Genomic DNA, 20,476 nt, shown 5'->3' with positions numbered 1-20,476 from the left:
GAACAGGAAGGATGAACGTTTTGGTCAAAGTGAATGATATTAGTAGGAAAGCTGCTGCTTATGAGGATGTTACGAAAATCGTGAAAGAGGTCGGTATTCTCCCACTCTCTTCGTTCATACCAGATCATCCTTCCCTTGAATCTATAACTGTGCACGAACAATGGCATACGGGGCTAGAGACAGATCCTTGGTTATGGCGAGATCGTCTGCCTGGCGACGGCATTGCCGCTTATGGGCGCTTTTTTGCAAAGAAGCCTCTATTGATTTCTGCTGAGCTCTTTCCATTGATTAAGAATTTGTTAGACGAGCCTTATTCTGTAGAAGAGCGTTATGCTGATGGAGAGCTTCCAAAATCCGCTGTCGAGCTTTTTCAAGCTGTTGAAGAGAACGAAGGCATTGATTTTAAGGAGCTTCGCTCCAAAATCGGGATGAAAGCCAAGGAGTCGAAAAACGAATTCGACCGTGCACTGATAGAACTACAAAGTAAGGCAGATATCGTCATAGCTGGTATAAGCGAACGCCTGAATGCCAATGGCACCAAGAACGGCTGGAACAGCACCTGCTATATGACCGCCAAGCATTGGATGGAGCTTCATGGGATTAAGGCGAATACACTTCCAACCCTGGAAGCGAAGAGTCAACTCAGAATGCTGCTTCAAGAACGATTTAGTGCTGCCGCGGGTGTTTATTTAGGGAAGGTTTTTAAATTATAGAAATGAACAAAAATAGGAGCCCTGAGGTCTCCTATTTTTGTTTTCAGCACTGTCGCCAGCTAACATATAATCCGGTATCTTGTAGAAATTTACCGTTTACCTTTCAAGTATGCAGGCTTAATTCTAAGCACAGGATAATCGCGAAAGTGTGATCGAATGGGTAGAATCTTAGCCGTGCTTCTCATTATTTGTTTTGGTTGGTCCGGAAGTTTGCAAGCATGGGCAGAGGCAAGTACAGCAGAAATTATAGTAGAATATATGCCAGAACAAGACCCCGAGTATGCCAAATGGAGCCGTCTTGCCTTTCAGGAGGCCGGGAAACTATACACTTTATTAGATTATAAATATTTAGGGCGTTCAACTATCGCGCCAGGCGTTGTACAGCAGCAGTTTCGCTTCTGGGTAAGACATCATGGTGTCGAATTTCCGCTGATTGTTTCGATTCGATACGATCCTGTTACAGAGAAGGTTTTCACAATCGATATGGAGCAAGAAAAAAGAGGGAACCTACCGATTTTATAAACCTGTAGGTGTCCCTCTTCTTTTATGTTGATTGAGCTTCATCTTTTCTTCTGTTCCCTGTTCACTAGCTGTGAAAATAATTTCATTTCGAATTTCGTCAGGTAAGTACTGCTGCTTCACATAGTGTCCCGGATAATTATGTGGATACATATAGCCTTTATGTCCGAGCTGTTCAGCACCTTTATAGTGCGTATCACGCAGATGAAGCGGTACATTCGCAGATTTCACTTGATCCATCAACTGTTCCGCACGTGAGATGGCCATCGGTATCGAATTTGACTTTGGACTCTCCACAGCGAATAAAATTGCCTGGGAAATGATGTACTTTGATTCCGGCCAACCAATCTTATGATAGGCGTCCATGGCCGTCACGGACTGCACCATCGCCTGCGGATTGGCGAGGCCGATATCTTCGCTGCAGGCGACGATTAGACGCCGCAGGAACGTCATGGGATCCATGCCGAGCTTCTCGACGGCATACAGGAACCAGAACAGCGCGGCGTCACTGGAGCCGCGTACACTCTTGTGAAAAGCGGACAAGACGTCGTATTGCGTCGACTCGTCCGCTTTCACGATGGGGCGGCGGATCGACTCTTCCGCCACCTCGAGCGTTATCTGAACCGTTCCATCCGGTTCAGGTGAAGTCGTTAGCGCTGCAAGCTCCAGCGCATTAAGTGAACGGCGGATGTCGCCACCCGCCATCCGCGCGATGTGCTCCAGCGCCTCCTCGTCTACGTGGAGGCGCATGAAGCCGAGCCCCTTCACGGGGTCGGCGATGGCTCTTCGCATGGCGATGAGCGCATGCTCCGCCATGAGGGGCTCGAGCTGAAACAGCGTCGAGCGCGACAGCAGAGCCCCGTTCACATGGTGAAACGGGTTCTCTGTCGTCGCACCGATGAAGATGAGGATGCCCTGCTCTACCGCAGGGAGCAGCGCATCCTGCCGCGAGGTGTTAAAGCGATGCACCTCGTCCAAGAACAAGGTCGTCTTACGACCGTACATCGCTTTATTGGTCTTCGCTAGCTCGATAATCTCTCGCACATCTTTGACCGAAGCATCTACGGCGTTCAGCTTCATGAACTCACCCTGTGTTCGGTTCGCTATAATGTTGGCCAGTGTTGTTTTGCCTGTGCCCGGAGGTCCATAGAGCAAGATTGAGGTCACTTGATCGGCCTCAATCGCTCGTCTGAGCAGCTTGCCTTTTCCTACGATTTGCTCCTGACCAATATATTCATCCAACGTTGTTGGCCGCATACGATCAGCTAGAAGCTTTCCTGTTGGTTCTTGTGAAGAAGCATATGTAAACAAGTCCATAAGTGGGTTATCCTTTACTTTGCATTGAAAGATATAAACTCTATTATAACCCGCATACGAAATCATGTCATGTTTTGTCAGTAAAAGATCCCCCTGATACGAAACCAGGAGGATCATTCTTGATACCATTTATACAGACTGAGGAGTTGCATTGTCATTCTGCGGCTCTGGATGCTGGACAGGTACTGTGAAGCGAAGCGGCCCTGCGATAAATGTAGCTGTTAATCCGATAATACCGAACATGATACTTAAGATAAAACCGTGGTTAATCGCTGTTCCAAGTGAATCTCGGAGAAAATCCATCGTTTCCTTGGGTACTGCAGCACTCGCACGGATCAATTGATCAGGATTTGCTACGGTTGCTAGCTGATTGAGAGGCAAATTGTGCTCTGCTGCGCCAGCTTGAATAAGCCTGTTATAGTTATTATTGACGATAGTCGCCATAATCGAAGCCCCGAGAACCCCTCCTATATTACGCCAAAAACCAATGATGGAGGAGCTGACTCCTATATATTTGTGATCTACGCTGAGAGCAACGGCATTCTGAGCAACACTCATTAACGGACCAATCGCCCCTACGCCAAGTATAACCATCAGGGTAATCATATACAGATTACTTGCGTCATGACTGACTACACTCAACAAATAGCTAATGACAATACCCGTAATCATACTGGACGCGATAACCGCACGGAAGCTAAAGAAACGTTGAAGAAAACCGAACAAAACAGCTCCAACCATTAATGAAAACATCATCGGGGTCAAAAGCACATTTGAATTCGCCCGACCGAGCACGGCAGTTGAGAAAATAGGCAAGTAAGCAATTGCCGAAAACATGATTGCTCCTTGGCAAAGACAAGCTAACATCATGCCGAGAACCATTCGGTTTTTGAATAAGGGTAAAGGCAGCATGGGTTCTTGAGCCCTGCGTTCAACCCTAATGAACAGAAAGCCTACAACAACGGCAACAGCTAACAGACTAATAATTTGCCAGGACGCCCAAGTATAATCTTTACCACCGAACTCTAATGCGAGCATGAGTGAGACGGTAGAGATAACGAGTAACAGTGTCCCTAAATAATCAATTTTCGGACGACGAGTCGATCGAGTTTCCTTAAGAGCAAAAAGCAAAACAAAGAATGAGAGTATACCCAGCGGTAAATTAACATAGAAACACCAGCGCCAACCCCAAGATTCGGCGAGTAATGTACCGATTTGCGGTCCCGCTACGGATGATAGACCGAATATCCCTGCGAATACCCCTGACAGCTTAGCCCCCTGTTTGGGATCTGAAAAAAGCGTATAAATAATGGTGAAACTAATGGGGAAAATAGCTCCTGAACCTATCCCCTGAATCGCTCTATATATGATCAGCTGTGTCATATCCTGGGCTGTACCACAGAGTGCCGAACCGATCAAAAATATAGAAATTCCAATCAAATAAAAGAGCTTTCTGCCAAACATATCCGACAGCTTTCCGAAAACAAGCATCGTGCTCGTAGATGCAAGCATATACGCTGTGAATACCCAACTGATTTTATCAAAACCATTAATGTCGCCTATTATGTGACTTATTGCAGCAGCCGTAATTGTATTATCTAACGCAGACATCAATAGCCCTAGAGCCATTGCCAGTATTATAAAACCTGTTTTTTTATTACCCACTATCGTTTTGCCCCTTTTCCATTTTCAAATTACTCAAACGTTCTATTCCGGCCATTAATGTTCGCAGCGTACTTTCCATATTTTCGATACCAATCTGAATACAAATTTCCTGTGTCTGAGACATTAATGAATTTGACTTACCGTTCTCATACATTTTCCTCAAACGTTCAAGATCATCTTTCGTACTCGATACGCCATATTCCAAATATTCAATAATGACCTCGACCTCAATAAATTCACCAAAAAACAAGCGAGTCATCGCATCAGACTTGAACTCATTGGCTTGCATGGGACTATACATGTAGGCTTTGAAATGCTTTTGGCCTTCCTCCGTTATGGAATAGACATTCTTATTCGGTCTTCCCTCCTGAATCACACTTTCTTTCGTGATGAGACCTTCCTTCTCCATCTTGCTAAGCGTAGGATAAATCGTGCCAAAACTTGCATTGTAAAAATAAGAAAATACCGTCTCAAACATATGCTTGATGTCGTATCCCGATAGACTGCGCTTCATTAAAATACCTAAAATGACATCCTGACTAGTCATGCTGTAAATCCTCCTTTTTCTTGATTGTGCTTCTTAATTAACAATTTATCAAATTATATATATCGAGTCTACATATAAATAAACGATATATACTTTTTCGATATATGGACAGGTTCATCGTGTTTGATTAACCCTCATAAACAAGGACTTTATAAGGTGTGGGTTTCTTACCAACCATCTAGAAGCCTGAAAGGGAACAACGATGCCTTATTTCCTCTAAAACTGCATATTTCACGTTTTCGCTGAACGTGGATCCTCTATTTCCCAGTTTCGAGGTCTATAAACTGCCAAAACACCCAAATAGCGCACACATGTTCCGCATACTGGCCCAACACTGACATATTAGCCGAAATAGCGAATCCTCGTTCCCTCTAGCCTTAAATTAGCAGCAAATTTTGCCGATTCCACTCCTGTGAATCCTTTTGCTTCGTCCGTACTCGTAGGAAGTGCATAAATAGGATGCTCCAACCATTAGGCAAATAAAAAACGGATGCCCGCTTTCGAGGGCATCCGTTGTTCTATTTCTTCTTCAAACCAATTTCCAATAGTTCTTTCACAGCCACACTCACCATGATCAATCCTGCCACAGGCGGAACGAAGGCATTGCTCGCCGGTGGTTGTTTTGCCTTGCGAATTTCAGGTGCGTTCGCGGGAACGATTTGCTGCGTTACATCTTCGCGTGGTTTCATCGGCTCTTCGGTCGAAAATACGACCTTCACGCCTTTTTTGATCCCTTCCTTGCGCAGTTTTTGACGCACTACACGTGCAATAGGATCCATGCTCGTTTTGGAGATATCCGCTACTTTGAACTGTGACGGATCCATTTTGTTGGCTGCTCCCATGCTGGAAACGATTGGAATCTTCCGTTCTAGACACTGCTTGATCAGATGGATTTTATAGGAGATGGTATCACTTGCATCCAACACGTAATCAATTGGATATGAGAATACTTCCTCGTACGTTTCCTCTGTGTAAAACATCCGGAGGGCGATGACATCGCATTCTGGATTAATTAATTTGATTCGATCGCGCATCAGATCAGCCTTTGGCTGACCAACCGTTGTCGTGAGCGCATGAATCTGACGGTTAATATTCGTGATGTCGACAACATCTTTGTCGATCAGAATAAGACGTCCAACCCCTGTACGTGCTAGTGCTTCAGCAGCGATTGAACCTACACCGCCGATGCCTAGTACGGCAACCGTGCTATTCTTCATGATTTCAAGCCCCTCAGGGCCAATCGCTAGTTCAGTTCGTGAAAATTGGTGAAGCATAGAAACACTTCCTCTTCTATGTTCTTAGGCTTTAGCAGCGGGCTGCTTAAGCGCTAAGCGAATCGACAGTTGTTCAAGCTGTTTGTCATCTACGGTACCCGGTGCGTCGGTTAACAAGTCTGTTGCACTTGCCGTTTTCGGGAATGCAATCGTTTCTCTGAGGTTCGTGCGGCCTGTGATCAGCATCACCAAACGGTCGAAACCAAAAGCGAATCCGCCATGCGGAGGTGTTCCATATTCAAAGGCTTCAAGTAGGAAGCCGAATTTCTCAGCAGCTTCTTCTTTGGAGAAGCCAAGCGCACCGAACATTTTCTCCTGTACTTCACGTTGGTAAATACGCATCGAGCCGCCGCCCACTTCATATCCGTTCAAGACAAGATCGTATGCTTGTGCACGAATTTGACCTGGGTCTGTATCGAAGTAATGAACATCTTCTTCATTAGGACGCGTGAACGGATGATGCTCAGCTACATAACGTTTGGCTTCTTCGTCGTACCCAAGAAGTGGGAAGTCCACAACCCAAGCATATTTGAACTTCGAGTCATCGATAAGGCCAAGCTCACGACCGATTTTCAGACGAAGGTTACCAAGTACATCAGCAACAACTTTTTTCTTATCAGCAGAGAATAGAAGCAAATCCCCTTCTTCTGCGCCTAAACGCTCTGTTAATGCAGCGATTTCGGCCTCATTGAAGAATTTCACGATAGGCCCTTTGAATTCGCCGTCTTTCACTTGAATCCAAGCTAAGCCTTTGGCGCCGTAACGTGCTGCGAACGGTAAGAGGTCATCGATCTCTTTACGACTCCATGTGCCGCAACCTTTAGCATTCAAAGCTTTTACTTGACCGCCGCCTTTAACGACGTTTGCAAACACTTGAACACCAGAAGTTTCAACGATATCAGAAACATCTTCGAGTTCTAGACCAAAACGTAGATCCGGTTTATCCGAACCATATTTCGCCATGGCATCCGCATACGTAATACGTTGGAATGGACGCGGGATTTCAACTTGAGCTGTTTCTTGCATTAATTTGACTACGAGTTCTTCCAAGATTTCAAGCAGTTGATCCTGAGAAATGAAAGAAGTCTCAATGTCGACTTGTGTAAATTCAGGCTGACGGTCTGCACGAAGATCCTCATCCCGGAAACAGCGTGCTATTTGGTAGTAACGCTCTAAACCACTAACCATCAACAATTGTTTAAAGATTTGCGGGGACTGCGGAAGCGCAAAAAATTCGCCCGGATGCACGCGGCTTGGCACCAAGTAATCGCGAGCGCCTTCCGGTGTGCTTTTCGTCAAAATCGGTGTTTCAACTTCAACAAATCCTTGATCATCTAAGAAATTACGGAATACTTTGGACGCTTTGGAGCGAAGCATTAATGTTTTTTGCATTTCCGGACGACGCAGGTCCAGATAACGATATTTCAAACGAACGGCTTCATCCACATCCACGCCGTCTTCGATGAAGAACGGAGGTGTTTTGGCTGCATTCATAATTTCGATTTCAGTCACCTGAATCTCAATCTCACCCGTTGTAATATTTTTGTTAACCGTTTCGGCATCACGTTCTACAACTTTCCCTTTAACAGCAAGCACGTACTCATTACGAGCGCGGTCAGCAATAGCAAGTGCATCCCCTGAGAAGTCTGGGTTAAATACGGTCTGGACAAGCCCGCTGCGATCGCGTAGATCGATGAATAGAACGCCACCTAAATCACGTCTTCTTTGCACCCAACCGTTTAGTGTAACTGTCTGTCCTACCTGAGCTTTAGTAAGCTGCCCACAATGATGTGTTTTGAGCATCATGATTATATTTCCTCCTAATATAGGGATCTTTGAGCGGAGCTCAAAATCTCTCCTTGTTATATGTTTCCTAAGTTTTCTATTCGAAAAGTGTCTTTGCAGCGTTTGAGGCAAGATCGGCTAAACTCACAGTCAATTGACTGCCTGTATCCATGTTCTTCAAAGTAATTTCGCCACGCACCAATTCGTCATCTCCAAGAATCGCCACACAGGTGGCCTGAAAGCGGTCAGCTGATTTCATTTGAGCTTTCATTTTACGGCCTTGGTAATCCTTCTCCGCCTTCAACCCTTGAACTCTAAGCTGGTGCAGCAGCTTCGTTACTTCCTTCTCCGCCGCGTCTCCTAGACCGATCAAATATACATCGAGCGGCTCTGGCTTCGGAATTTCGACACCTTGTGCCTGCAATACGAGCAGAATACGCTCAAGGCCAAGCCCCAAACCAACTCCCGGCTGATCGGTGCCACGGCCGCCAATCTGCTCAACTAGACCATTGTACCGTCCGCCTCCGCCAATCGTATCAATAGCGCCGATTCCGGCTGCTTTGTACTCAAAAGCAGTATGCGTGTAGTAATCAAGACCGCGAACGAGGCGCGGATTAATCCGATACGGGATTTCCATCGCTGTTAAATGCTCTTGAACTAGAGCGAAATGCGATGTACACTCCTCATCCAAGTAATCTAAAATTTCTGGAGCTCCTTCGCCATACTTTTGATCCACTTTGCAATCAAGAATACGCATCGGATTACGATCAAATCGGGACTGACAATCCTTACAAAGCAAATGCTTCACAGGTGCGAAAAACTCCTGCAGTTTCTCACGGTAAACCGTTCTAACCGCTGGTGTACCAACGGAATTAATTTCAACGGTTACTTCCTTAAGACCAATTTCTTTATAAAACGTATAACCAAGCGCAATCACTTCAGCATCAATGCTTGGATCAACGGACCCGAAAGCTTCAATACCGAATTGATGGAACTGGCGATATCTCCCAGCTTGCGGCTGCTCATAGCGGAACATTGGTCCTACGTAATAAAGCTTCGTTAAATCGGGAATCCCGTAAAGCTTATTCTCTACATAAGCCCTAACAACACCGGCTGTGCCTTCGGGACGAAGCGTCATGCTGCGGTCACCTTTGTCGAGAAAGGTGTACATTTCTTTACCCACGATATCTGTCGTTTCACCGACGCCTCTAATGAACAGATCGGTTTCCTCAAATATCGGCGTACGAATCTCTTTGTAATTAAACCTTTGGCACAAGTCTCTCGCTTTGCTCTCTAGGTACTGCCACTTCTCCACCTCACCGGGAAGAAGATCTTGTGTGCCTTTTGGCTTTTGTATGCTCATGCGCTCAACCTCCTATTATCTGTCGTTCCAGTCAAATAACAACAAAAAAATCTCTCACCCCCGACTGACGTCAGGGACGAGAGATTTGATTAACAAATTCACCCGTGGTACCACCCACATTTCAGAAATGCTGCTATCGTTTGCCAGTGGCAACGAAACAGAATTCTGCTCTTTACGGATAACGCCCGCTACACGCACAGCTGCTACTAGGCAAGTTGACATCAGCCAATATGCATTTCCCAGCCGGTCCTCGGGGAGGTCTTTTCGTTCGCTCATCATTAGGAAGCTTGCAGCCTAGACTTCCTTCTCTGCTTATGTGGGGGCGACTTACTTTGTCCCTTCAACGGATCACAAAAGTATCGAATTACATTATTGTTTATTGTAAACATTGGTAGATACAAAGTCAAGAGACAGAGGTACTAATCCTCCTATATCTCCACTATATTAGTTAATGTAAGTCCGCCCATTTTTGCAACTCGTCCATAACGGGTTTTAGCCCTTTTCCTTTGGGGGTTAATTCATACTCAATCCGAACTGGCGTTTCTGGGTATACATGACGGATGATGATCTCTGCAGCCTCGAGCTCCTTGAATCTCTCCGAAAGCATGCGATCACTCATACTCGGGATGAGAACTGATATATCTTTAAAGCGCTTCGGTCCAGAAAGCAAGACATGAACAATAAGTCCTGTCCAACGCTTTCCTAGAAGTTCAAAAGCATTCTCGAATTTGGGACACAGTTGATAGTCTTCCATATAAATCATCTCCTTATAAACAATTTTAGCATAGTCGCTTGACAAAAGTAAGTGCTTCGTAATAATATACTAACATAAAGTAAGTTATTAAACAAAATATATTAAAAGAGGAGTTATTAGTAATGGCATTGGGTCTACTTATTATTCGTTTAGTGATCGGTTTATCATTCGCTGCGCACGGTTCACAAAAAGTATTTGGATGGTTCGGTGGCTATGGTCCCAAAGGTACGGGAGGTTTCTTCGATTCTATTGGAATCAAACCAGGTGTGCTCATGGCTGTTCTTGCAGGTTTAGCGGAAATTGTAGGTGGCCTGCTCTTCGCCGCGGGTCTTTGGACACCATTTGGTGCTGCTCTTATCGCACTGATTATGCTTGGTGCTATTATTAAAGTTCATGGCAAAAATGGTTACTGGGTAACTTCCAATGGTTATGAATACAATTTAACGCTGCTCGCTATCGCTGTTGGTGTTGCACTTATCGGAGCCGGTGAATTTTCCTTAGATGCTTTGATGTAAAAATGATGTTAAGCCGTCCAGCCCAAGCTGAGACGGTTTTTTTGTGTAAAGAAAATAGCCTGCAGCACAATGGCTGCAGGCCTCAAGTAAATATATTTTAAAGGGGGTCGACTATTATTATATCCGCTCTTGATTAAAGGGATATGAAAAATAAATTACAATTTCATTACAGCATTTTCTCCGTATTTTCAATCATTTTCATTTATTTTCACCGTATATTCAGACCATTTTCACATATACATGTACAACAAGGCAAATGGCCTTGAATTTATCATCAGGAGGCTGTAACAATGACAATACAAAACGAGTTTCAAGAGGAACGGCAAGATCTAGTGGTGCTCTTCTCTGAAGATTCCGAAACCGAAGCCGAAGTTGAAGATGAAGTAGCTGAAGAAACAGCCGAAGAAGAGGCCATTGAAGAGTCGGACGAAGCTGACGAAGCGGAAGAAGAAGCATCTGAGGAGGAAGAAATAGAAGCTGAGGATGTGTCCGAGGAGGATGCCGAAGCGGAAAGTGAAGAATCAGCCGAAGAAGATTCGGAAGATTCCGTGCAAGCAGAAGAGGATGCTGCTGACGCAGACTGATCCAAGTAAGAATGTAAGCGTAGTCACAAAAACTTCTTTAGCTTCGAAAAGTTAAGAGCCTTAATGCCACATCTACAAGCGGCACTAAGGCTCTTATTTGTTGTTCTATGGCTTACCTGTAACGCCAACTTTTAAATCTTTAATAAGCAAATACGTGTCGGCATTCGTTAACTTTTGCTTGTCGGCAATAAGTTTAACGGTCGTTTCTGTGAGCAGCTTATTCTCCAATAATTTGGATTGCGCTTCCGCAGATGCAGCTTTCAACCCTAAAGCTTGTGTGATTGTATAACTGGCCTGTTCTAGTGTCAGCGGTATTTTATCTGCGTTTTGCAGATTCGCAATAGCCTGATTGACATCGCCAACCCAGGCATCAGGTTTCATCTTCTTCGCTCCACCGACTAGATTAACCATCCGCTTGGGATTAGCCGCGTCATCCAAGTGAAAGTTATTGTCATAAGCACCTGAAGCTAAGCCCAGCATCAGAGCGGATTTCAAACCTTCATAGGATTTATGCTCCATAAAAGGTTGAGGCTTGAGCGCAATAGGCTGAAGCTCCATGCCTTGTTTAATCAAATGATCCTGCAATTTAGCAATAACTTCTTTTGATCCAGCTAACTGACGATATGTCATTTTTTCTTGCTTAGCGAACATAGCAGCAGCCCCTGCCGCTTCGCCTTCCGCCATCCCAGTTGGCATTACTCGAGCACTTCCATGCGGAAGCGTATCGTAACTAGCCGCTCTCCCGACAACAAGTAATCCATCCACTTTTTGTGGGACGATACTGCGGAAAGGAATAGCGTACTGCTTCGGTTTACAGACCACATTACCAGAGTCCGTAGGCGCTATCCTTTGAATATCTACGGGATAAGAACCAAATCCAATGCGGTCCCACTGATCATTGTTCGTACAAACATCAACAATGTTCAAGCGGTACTCCCCTTGCATATGGCGCGTTTCTCTCACATATAGTTCTGGTGCTGTTCCAGCAAGTTCGAGGCTCGCGAACTCTGGAAACGTCTTTTGCATATAGGCAACGACGTTGGGCAGTTCCTTTTTGCCGATCTCAAATGCTTCTTTCACAGATTCAGGATCAAACGTATCCACACCAAAAATTTGCAAGGAATTTATAAGTACCGTATTATCATTTTCTCTTCCCATATTGAGGCCTCTCATTTTGGCTCTATCTTTGTTCAGAGGTGGATAATTGCTCATTTCTTTATACCCGTACACGCTTACTTCGGTGACACCTGAACCATCATCATTATCGCCATTCAATCTTTTGGCCATTAAGTTCCACACTTCTGGTGTTACGTTTTTAAGACGAAACGCGAGTGTCACAGCCATTTTAGATTTTGGATCACCAATATCTTCATGCCCCATTGTGAACGGAACGCCCGCTGCTGCTGCGAAGTCTCCATCCTGAGTAGCGTCTATCACAGAGGTAGCCTTGACCACTTGCGTGCTGCCATTTTCAAGTGTAATCGTGGCACCTTGTACAACATTTTGACCTTGTGCAAGTAGTGGATCTATCTTTTTAGTTTTAAGCAATACGTCAATATTCTTCTCATTTTTAACTAGGTCATTGAAAACATTCGCAGCCGTATTGACATCGAACGAATCACCTTCAACTTTGGCATACCACTCTGAGAAAATTCCTTTATTAAACACATCGTCTTTCCCTAGGAGGTTTTTATTTGGCGAATAGTTCATATCAAGGGAATTAATCCAACCAAGCGTCATCAGCCCCCCTAGGATCTGACGATTCCGGCCGTCAACGAGCAACGTACTGAGTCCATTACGAGCAGCCGAAACAGCAGCAGCAACCCCTTCAGGGTCCGTACCCACTACAATGACATCGTATGCCTCTTTGGCTTTCTTTACTGATTTCACTTCTTGAATAGCTTGCTTAACTAAGCTATGTTCACCATGTGAAAGGTGTTTATATTGATAATACAGGGATGCTGCAGCTGCCAGCACCGCGAGTAGAATCAAAGTCACCATCAACCAAATCCATCCTTTGGATGTGGAGTTGTTACGATTCAAATTTGCCATTAGAACGAAAGCACCCACCTTGTCTTCTACTTTTCATACGGCTTACCGAATACAGGTTTTGATAAGCTTCTTTGAACCGATAATTAATTTCTAGCCAAAAAACATCACTTGTTAGTTTATCACATTTTAAACGTGTAGAGAAATATTGCGGCATTAACAAATAAAGCCGCGCATGGCTGAACGAACAGCACGCGTGGCTTTATGGTTACCGATAGGATTTTTTGGGAATGCTTTTCATCTTTTCTTGTTCGGATGTGAATTCTGCACTAATTTCTACATCAGCGAGCGCAGGTGCTTGACTCATCCGCTCAGCAAGTGTGGTATGGAGCAGTTGCTGCTCCGGTGCCGTCATGGCTCTGTGTTTGATCGATTGACGCATCTGGGTGCTCCTAACCGCTAGTATATACGCAATTAGTATAACCAGACAGCTAGTTTATTATCCTTCAGAGCAACCTATTTGCTGTCGATAACCAACGTAACAGGTCCCCAATTCGTCAAAGATACATCCATCATTTCACCAAAAGCACCCGTTTCCACATGTATGCCTCGAGACCTTAGCAGCTCATTAAACTTATCATATAGCGGCTCAGCAAGTTCTGGTCTTGCCGCTGACATGAAATTGGGGCGCTTCCCTTTACGGCAATCGCCATATAAAGTAAACTGCGAAACGGATAAAATTTGTCCTGCCGTCTCCAGGACGGAAAGATTCATTTTACCGGTTTCATCTTCAAAAATACGCAGCCCAGCCACTTTATCCGCCAAATACTTCGCATCCTGCTCTGTATCGTCATGGGTAATCCCGACTAGGAGCATCAACCCATGTTCAATACGACCAATGGTTACATCATTCACAGTTACATCGGAACGTTTACAACGTTGAACAACTACTCTCATTGCCTTCTGGATCTCCTTAGCATTGTAACATTGGCTAGCTTTGCATAATGCGCTGAACGGAATAAACATCTTTGACACGTTTAATTTTCTCAACAACGGACTGCAGATGGTCTATATTTTTGATTAAAATGGTCATATGAATCGTAGCCATCTTGTTCTTATCAGATCGCCCGGATACAGCTGAAATCATCGTTTTGCTTTCTGAAACAGCCTGGAGTACTTCGTTTAAGAATCCACGGCGGTCATGACCTGTGATTTCAATCTCTACATTGAAATTGGATTCTACAGCTTCTGCCCAATCGACCTCAATGACCCGTTCCTCTTCGCCCATACTCGAAGGAATGTTCGTGCAATCAGAACGATGCACAGACACGCCGCGCCCTCTCGTGATGTACCCAATAATCAGATCGCCTGGTACCGGATTACAGCAGCGTGCGAAGCGGACAAGCAGATTGTCGACGCCTTTAACACGGACACCGTTGGTTGGACGGCTTTTGCGCTCGGATGATGTCGGAGCTTTGACCTCCTTGACCTCACTAGTAAGCTTCAGCACCTGAGCTTCTTCGGCTTCCTTACGCAGCTTCTCTGTTAACTTCGTACATATTTGTGCAGCTGTAATACCGCCAAATCCGACGGCTGACAGCATATCTTCTATATCGCTAAAATTAAATTTCTTCGCGGCTTCAAGCATTTTATCGTCACTCATCAATGTCGGTGGATCGATCGCCAATCGTTTGAGCTCGCGCTCAATCATGTCTTTCCCTTTTTCGACGTTTTCTTCGCGCTTCTCTTTCTTAAACCACTGCTTGATCTTACTTCGAGCATGGGAGGACTGTGCGATTTTAATCCAATCCTGACTAGGTCCGTAAGAATGTTTAGAAGTCAGAATTTCAATAATATCCCCTGTTTTCAACTTGTGGTCCAAGGGAACGATCCGGGAATTTACTTTGGCACCAATTGTGCGATTACCGACTTCAGTGTGAATCCGATAAGCAAAATCTAGAGGCACAGAACCGGCAGGAAGCTCGATAACTTCCCCTTTTGGCGTAAAGACGAAAACAAGGTCTGAGAAGAAATCCATCTTCATGGATTCCATAAATTCTGAAGCGTCATTGGTCTCGTGCTGAAGCTCCAGAATTTCCCGGAACCAGCTCATTTTGTCCTCGAAAGTGCCTGAAGGTACAACAGAACCGCCTTCTTTGTAGGCCCAATGCGCAGCGATACCAAACTCTGACGTCCTGTGCATCTCCCATGTACGAATCTGTACTTCTAACGGCTCTCCCTTAGGACCTATTACCGTCGTGTGCAAAGACTGATACATATTCGGCTTCGGCATCGCAATATAATCTTTGAAACGTCCAGGCATTGGTTTCCACAAGGTATGAATAATACCTAAAGAAGCGTAACAGTCCTTGATGCCATCGACAATAACACGAAGCGCCATGAGATCGTAAATCTCATTGAATTGCTTACCGCGGGAGCTCATTTTTTTATAAATACTGTATAGGTGCTTAGGTCTTCCGGAAATATCTCCCTGAATGCCCATTTCATCCAGTTTTTCTTTAATGCTGTGAATAACGTCTTCAATATATTGCTCACGCTCTGTACGCTTCTTCTGCATGAGGTTAACGATCCGGTAATACTGCTGCGGATTCAAATAACGGAGAGCAATATCCTCCATTTCCCACTTAATCGTGGAAATACCGAGCCGGTGCGCAATAGGACAGAAAATCTCCAGCGTTTCCTCCGCAATACGGCGCTGGCTCTCTTCGGATTGGTACTTTAATGTACGCATATTGTGCAACCGGTCCGCCAGTTTAATGAGAATAACGCGAATATCCTGCGCCATCGCCACAAACATTTTGCGGTAATTCTCGTTCTGCTGCTCCTCTTTGGACTTGAACTTGATCCGTTCCAGCTTCGTCAAGCCATCCACAAGCATCGCGCAAGTTTTCCCGAATTTATCTAGAACAGTTTCCAGTGAAACTGTTGTATCTTCAACGACATCATGCAGAAGCGCAGCAATGATGGATGTGACATCCATCTGCATATTCACCAATATATCTGCAACAGCGAGTGGATGCAGAATATAGGGCTCACCCGATTTGCGTACTTGGCCATGATGGGCTTCATCCGCGAATTCATAGGCCTCCCGAATCCTCTGCAAATCATTCTCTTTCAGATAGGTGGCGGCCTTCTCCAGCAGCTGCTCTATACCCATGCATCTACCCATTCCCTTTAATCGATTTTTATTCATTATGCCTGCAAGGCAGGCTCCACGTCAACTGTTCGCTCCATGCATTCGACAAAAAGCAGCATTTTCTCTCAATTCACTTGAAAGTATTCCTGAAATTGTTAGCTTTCATTGTATAAAAAAGAATCGAACACTAACATTCGATTCTGGGTTTTTAATTTTAATATTGAACTAAGGAAACCACGTCAATCCCATTAAACTTACTTCTACCGTCTAAGTAGGATAACTCAATCAAGAATGCAGCCCCTACAACTTCTCCACCAAGCTGCGTAATCAAGTCAATCGATGTTTGTATCGTTCCGCCTGTTGCAAGTAAATCATCCGCAATCAGTACCTTTTGACCTGGTTTAATAGCATCTTTATGCATAGCTAACTTATCCTTGCCATATTCAAGAGCATAGTCAGCCTCAATCGTCTCACCAGGCAATTTGCCACTTTTACGAATTGGAATAAAGCCTACTCCAAGTGAATAAGCGAGCGGAGCGCCAATTACGAAGCCACGTGCTTCAGGACCCGCAATAACATCGATTTGTTTCTCTTTTATTAATGCTTTCATCTGATCGATAGCTTCTCTATAAACCGGCCCATTTTGTAATAACGTTGTGATGTCCTTGAAACGAATGCCTGGTTGTGGAAAGTCCGGGATGACGCGAATGTGTTCTTTGAAATTCATATAATTTCCTCCATAATGTGATTTTCTTGTTTTATTTGATCGGAAATCCATTCCTCCAGCTCTTTGGCCGAGGAGTACATGACAATGGATTCAACTTCCTGACGATGCAATCTATGTTGATACAAGCGGGATGCTGTTAGATCTCTCTTTGCCGGTGATGCATGCAGTTTAACGAGGCCGCCTTGTTTCTCAACAAAACCTAGCTCCTCAAAAACAGATAAAATAAATTGAATCATTGCAGGAGAAAGACCCGATCTTTTACTAAAAGAGGTCATTAATCGTACATCCTGAACATTCAGCGATCCTTCTTTTTGCAAAGTGCCATACAGCATTTTAAACATGTCTCGAGATGGCAGAGTACTGCCGCTGTCAGGCCCTAGCTCTGCAAATACTGGATAACAGCGCATCATTCCACTGGCTTGATGTAGCACACTCTGCAAGCTCGCAACGCTGCGTGGAATCGTGTACAAGATAATGTCCTGCATGTTAGCAAATTCCAATTGCTTGGCTGATTCATTACCCGGCCGTAATTGTTCACTATCTTGAATAACCCAGTAAGGCACTGAGCCACCTAACTGAAACGCTGTTGAAGTGAACAAGGCTGCATCTGCTTCGTCGAACAGAACGATAGCAGGAGTGAGTGTGCGGTTTCCATTCCCCGCAGCAATCGTGTTCTGAAGTACGCTAAGCTTAGTGCTCAATTGTCCCGCTCCACGCCAATCAAACAGCTGCATATGCGTTATACGAAGATCCTGCATCATGATTTGAGGCTTCCTTACACCGTTCCACTCGTTAATTGAAAGCTCTCCTAGCACATCTACCTTAGCGGCAGGCGCGATCAGACCAGCCAAGCTTCCTTTGCCGAAACCGACAGCTTCCACGGAGCAGCTTACTTCTTCTTTCATCTGGGAAAGGGCTAGCTTGAGATGCTGTTTATCCTTGCCCATCGTCCGGATATCGCCGAGCGATAAGTCGGTGAACATGAACCTCGGCGCAGGATTACCCATACCGAAGGGCGCGAGCTTCTCTAACTGCTCAATACTTGCAATCGGAACATCTGATAAGCTGCACGCCGCATCGGCTTTCAGAAGAGGAATGAAATCCTGTTCCGTTAGTGCAGCAGCTGCTAGTTCGTTCAGCTTATGAGCGAATGCCTCTAAATGACTGCTATTCAAACTCATACCCGCAGCCGCTTGATGGCCACCATAGTGGTCGAGCATCTCTTCACAAGCCGTCAGAGCTTTGTGTAAATCAAAGCCGGTAATCGAGCGAGCAGAACCTTTGGCCATACCCGTCTGTGGATCTATGCTTAACACTAAGGTCGGTCGGTAAAATTTCTCTACGATCTTAGATGCAACAATACCGACAACACCGACGTTCCATTGTTCCTTAGCGACAACTATCACTTTATCTAGACCTTTGGCTTGCTGCTGTTCGGCTAGAACAAAAGCTTCTTTCACCATGTCTTCTACGATAAGTTGACGTTCTTTATTCAGCATATCCAGTTCAAAGGCAATTTGCTCCGCTTCTTTTTCATCCGATGTTGTGAGCAGCTTCACCGCAATATCCGCAGCTTCCAATCGCCCGCTTGCATTAATTCTGGGTGCTAACGAGAAACCAATATGAGATGCGGTCACTTCCTTATTTTCAATACCGGATACACCAATGAGTGAACGAAATCCTGCGTAAGTAGAATCCTGCATTCGCAGCAGCCCCTGCTTCACGATTAAACGATTCTCCCCCGTGAGAGGCATTAAATCAGCAACCGTACCGAGCGCTGCAAACTCTAACAGTTCTTCAGGTAATCGATCAAGTATTGCATGTGCCAATTTAAAAGCAACGCCAACGCCTGCAAGATGTTTATAAGGGTAATGGCAACCTGGCTTCTTCGGATTAATGACGGCTAAAGCTTGAGGCAGTATCTCAGGAGGCTCATGATGATCCGTTACGATAACATCTAGGCCTAATTCCTGACAATAGGCTACTTCTTGAACGGCACTAATGCCTGTATCAACGGTGATTAATAGCGTGACGCCTTGCTCTTTGGCTAATTTGATCGCAGAGCGATTCAGCCCATAGCCTTCTCGAATGCGATGAGGGATATACGTATCGAAACGAGCGCCTAGGCCTTTTAACAAATGAGCCATCAATGAAGTGCTGCTTACACCATCTGCATCGTAATCACCATATACACGAATTAATTCATCGTTCTGAAGAGCCTTTCGGATGCGTTCTACAGCTGGGAGCATACCGTCAAGCAGATACGGGTCATTATAATAGTGGACTCCGCCATGCAAGAATTGTTCAGCATCTGGCACGGTGCGTATATCTCGAAGAACAAGCATCCTAGCAACGAGCGGGTCGATCTGCAGCTCGCGCACAAACGTTTCAACGAGCATTTCATCCGCATTTCCTATGCTCCATCTTGCCTTCGGTGCTAGCACTCGGTGTGTCCTCCTTAGAGTTTTGCTGTGCAAAACTTTCTTCGTAAGCATAGTCTTAGAGTTTTCCGTAGGGAAAACTTTCTTCGTAAGCATAGTTATTGCGGCTTATTTAATGAATAACGGATGGAAATTCATTTAACTCGGTATCCGTATTATTTTTGTAAGGATATCCTGCATCATAAGGGTTTACTTGAACAAAAACATCGGAAACATGATGGAATCGTTTCATCAACTGCTGCTTGATCTTTTTAGAGACTTCATGCCCTTCCCATACAGATACCCTTGGATTCACGCTAATTTTGATATCAACAACGACATAATGGCCATGTTCCCTTGCCTGCAAGTCATCGACGGTAATTACACCTTTTATCATCTGTACGGCAGCAATCAATTCAGCGGCATCTTCCTGCAGCAGGACATAATCCATTTTCGTATGTAAGGTTTCCTTAAGTAACGAATACCCCATCTTCAGCACCATTAGAGATATAAATAATCCCGCAAGTGAATCCAAATAATAAAGAAAAGATAGGTTTAGGTAATTGCCCATTAAAGCTCCTAGCACACCAAAAAGAGCTACAATAGAAGAGTATATATCGGAACGGTGTCCCCAGCTATTGGAAATTAATTCCTGTGATCCTAAACGCTTGCCCATCCTGTATGTATATTGAAACATAATCTCTTTTACCAAGAGAGAAATCACAATTGCAACAAGTGCGTACACCTTAGGAGCATGCTCGACGTCAACCCATATGGATTTGATGGTAGAGATGCCCAATTCAACACCTATGACTAGAATAACAATCGACAACAGAATAGATGTAATAGATACCTTCTTATCTTGACGATTGGGATAAGCTTCTTGAGGCGCTGCTTCAGCTGTTCTTAGTTTAATTAATGCATTAGCAGAACTTACTGCCTCAGATGCTGAATGTACCGCGTCAGCGAGAAGTGCTTTACTCTGCGACAGAAACCCAACAATAACCTTGAGACAGGCAAGAGCTACATTGCCGGCAATACCTACCCAGACAGTGAGTTCTGTCTTTTGAAAACGCTCATCATTCACGTTGACACTCCCCCTGAACGGATACAAAGGCCGCGCAACATTCACGCGGCCGGTTATTAT

The 20,476-nt window shown here is 44.8% G+C and carries 18 protein-coding genes; 4 read left to right on the top strand and 14 right to left on the bottom strand.

The genetic code is table 11. The features are described from left to right. The first annotated feature begins 29 nt into the window (after positions 1 to 29). Complete coding sequence (locus QFZ81_RS06715; protein ID WP_307606838.1) at positions 30 to 713, top strand: AlkZ-related protein; 684 nt, start codon at positions 30 to 32, stop codon at positions 711 to 713. A 156-nt stretch (positions 714 to 869) separates the two neighbouring features. Beyond that, positions 870 to 1,235, top strand: a complete 366-nt coding sequence (locus QFZ81_RS06710) for a DUF3889 domain-containing protein (RefSeq protein ID WP_307446476.1) — start codon at positions 870 to 872, stop codon at positions 1,233 to 1,235. Here the strand turns inward: QFZ81_RS06710 and QFZ81_RS06705 are convergent. From QFZ81_RS06705 to QFZ81_RS06675, 7 genes are all read right to left on the bottom strand, one after another. Continuing rightward, positions 1,230 to 2,549 carry a replication-associated recombination protein A gene (locus tag QFZ81_RS06705; RefSeq protein WP_307446479.1) on the bottom strand — a complete coding sequence of 440 codons (1,320 nt, stop codon included), beginning with the start codon at positions 2,547 to 2,549 and terminating at the stop codon, positions 1,230 to 1,232. The genes QFZ81_RS06710 and QFZ81_RS06705 overlap by 6 nt on opposite strands. A gap of 129 nt (positions 2,550 to 2,678) precedes the next feature. Beyond that, positions 2,679 to 4,214: an MFS transporter gene (locus tag QFZ81_RS06700; protein ID WP_307602002.1), complete on the bottom strand. Its 1,536-nt coding sequence runs from the start codon at positions 4,212 to 4,214 to the stop codon at positions 2,679 to 2,681. Beyond that, on the bottom strand, positions 4,207 to 4,761 hold the full coding sequence (locus QFZ81_RS06695) for a PadR family transcriptional regulator (RefSeq protein WP_057306112.1): 555 nt from the start codon (positions 4,759 to 4,761) through the stop codon (positions 4,207 to 4,209). Before QFZ81_RS06695 ends, QFZ81_RS06700 begins: the two co-directional genes overlap by 8 nt. 518 nt (positions 4,762 to 5,279) lie before the next feature. Next, entirely contained in the window at positions 5,280 to 6,035 is a 756-nt protein-coding gene (locus tag QFZ81_RS06690) for a tRNA threonylcarbamoyladenosine dehydratase (RefSeq protein ID WP_307446488.1), read from the bottom strand. 24 nt (positions 6,036 to 6,059) lie between these two features. After that, entirely contained in the window at positions 6,060 to 7,841 is a 1,782-nt protein-coding gene (aspS, locus tag QFZ81_RS06685) for an aspartate--tRNA ligase (RefSeq protein ID WP_307446491.1), read from the bottom strand. A 76-nt stretch (positions 7,842 to 7,917) separates the two neighbouring features. Continuing rightward, a complete protein-coding gene (hisS, locus tag QFZ81_RS06680) occupies positions 7,918 to 9,183 on the bottom strand; it encodes a histidine--tRNA ligase (RefSeq protein WP_307602000.1) in 1,266 nt (421 codons plus the stop codon). 448 nt (positions 9,184 to 9,631) lie between these two features. Continuing rightward, positions 9,632 to 9,937 (bottom strand): winged helix-turn-helix transcriptional regulator, encoded by a 306-nt coding sequence (locus QFZ81_RS06675; RefSeq protein ID WP_029196913.1) that lies wholly within the window; start codon positions 9,935 to 9,937, stop codon positions 9,632 to 9,634. A 122-nt stretch (positions 9,938 to 10,059) separates the two neighbouring features. Here QFZ81_RS06675 and QFZ81_RS06670 point away from each other — a divergent pair, with 122 nt between their 5' ends. Together QFZ81_RS06670 and QFZ81_RS06665 are read left to right on the top strand one after the other, a co-directional pair. Beyond that, positions 10,060 to 10,452 (top strand): DoxX family protein, encoded by a 393-nt coding sequence (locus QFZ81_RS06670; protein WP_307446503.1) that lies wholly within the window; start codon positions 10,060 to 10,062, stop codon positions 10,450 to 10,452. Between the two features lie 290 nt (positions 10,453 to 10,742). After that, complete coding sequence (locus tag QFZ81_RS06665) at positions 10,743 to 11,036, top strand: hypothetical protein (RefSeq protein WP_307446506.1); 294 nt, start codon at positions 10,743 to 10,745, stop codon at positions 11,034 to 11,036. A 105-nt stretch (positions 11,037 to 11,141) separates the two neighbouring features. Here QFZ81_RS06665 and QFZ81_RS06660 read toward each other — a convergent pair whose 3' ends face one another. The 7 genes from QFZ81_RS06660 to QFZ81_RS06630 form a co-directional block, all read right to left on the bottom strand. Further along, the gene (locus tag QFZ81_RS06660; protein WP_307446509.1) at positions 11,142 to 13,088 is read right to left on the bottom strand and encodes an FAD-dependent oxidoreductase; all 1,947 of its coding nucleotides are present in this window, start codon (positions 13,086 to 13,088) and stop codon (positions 11,142 to 11,144) included. Between the two features lie 205 nt (positions 13,089 to 13,293). Next, entirely contained in the window at positions 13,294 to 13,467 is a 174-nt protein-coding gene (locus QFZ81_RS06655) for a hypothetical protein (protein ID WP_154669611.1), read from the bottom strand. A gap of 74 nt (positions 13,468 to 13,541) precedes the next feature. Then, positions 13,542 to 13,982, bottom strand: a complete 441-nt coding sequence (gene dtd, locus QFZ81_RS06650) for a D-aminoacyl-tRNA deacylase (protein ID WP_307601998.1) — start codon at positions 13,980 to 13,982, stop codon at positions 13,542 to 13,544. A 34-nt stretch (positions 13,983 to 14,016) separates the two neighbouring features. Beyond that, a complete protein-coding gene (locus QFZ81_RS06645) occupies positions 14,017 to 16,203 on the bottom strand; it encodes a RelA/SpoT family protein (RefSeq protein WP_307446517.1) in 2,187 nt (728 codons plus the stop codon). A gap of 193 nt (positions 16,204 to 16,396) precedes the next feature. Then, complete coding sequence (locus QFZ81_RS06640; RefSeq protein ID WP_307446522.1) at positions 16,397 to 16,909, bottom strand: adenine phosphoribosyltransferase; 513 nt, start codon at positions 16,907 to 16,909, stop codon at positions 16,397 to 16,399. Then, entirely contained in the window at positions 16,906 to 19,353 is a 2,448-nt protein-coding gene (gene recJ / locus QFZ81_RS06635; protein WP_307446525.1) for a single-stranded-DNA-specific exonuclease RecJ, read from the bottom strand. Before recJ ends, QFZ81_RS06640 begins: the two co-directional genes overlap by 4 nt. 109 nt (positions 19,354 to 19,462) lie before the next feature. Beyond that, positions 19,463 to 20,416 carry a cation diffusion facilitator family transporter gene (locus QFZ81_RS06630; protein ID WP_307446528.1) on the bottom strand — a complete coding sequence of 318 codons (954 nt, stop codon included), beginning with the start codon at positions 20,414 to 20,416 and terminating at the stop codon, positions 19,463 to 19,465. Positions 20,417 to 20,476: the final 60 nt, after the last annotated feature.

Source organism: Paenibacillus sp. V4I9 (assembly GCF_030817295.1).
Taxonomy (GTDB): Bacteria; Bacillota; Bacilli; order Paenibacillales; family NBRC-103111; genus Paenibacillus_E.
This window is presented reverse-complemented; position numbering and strand designations above follow the sequence as displayed.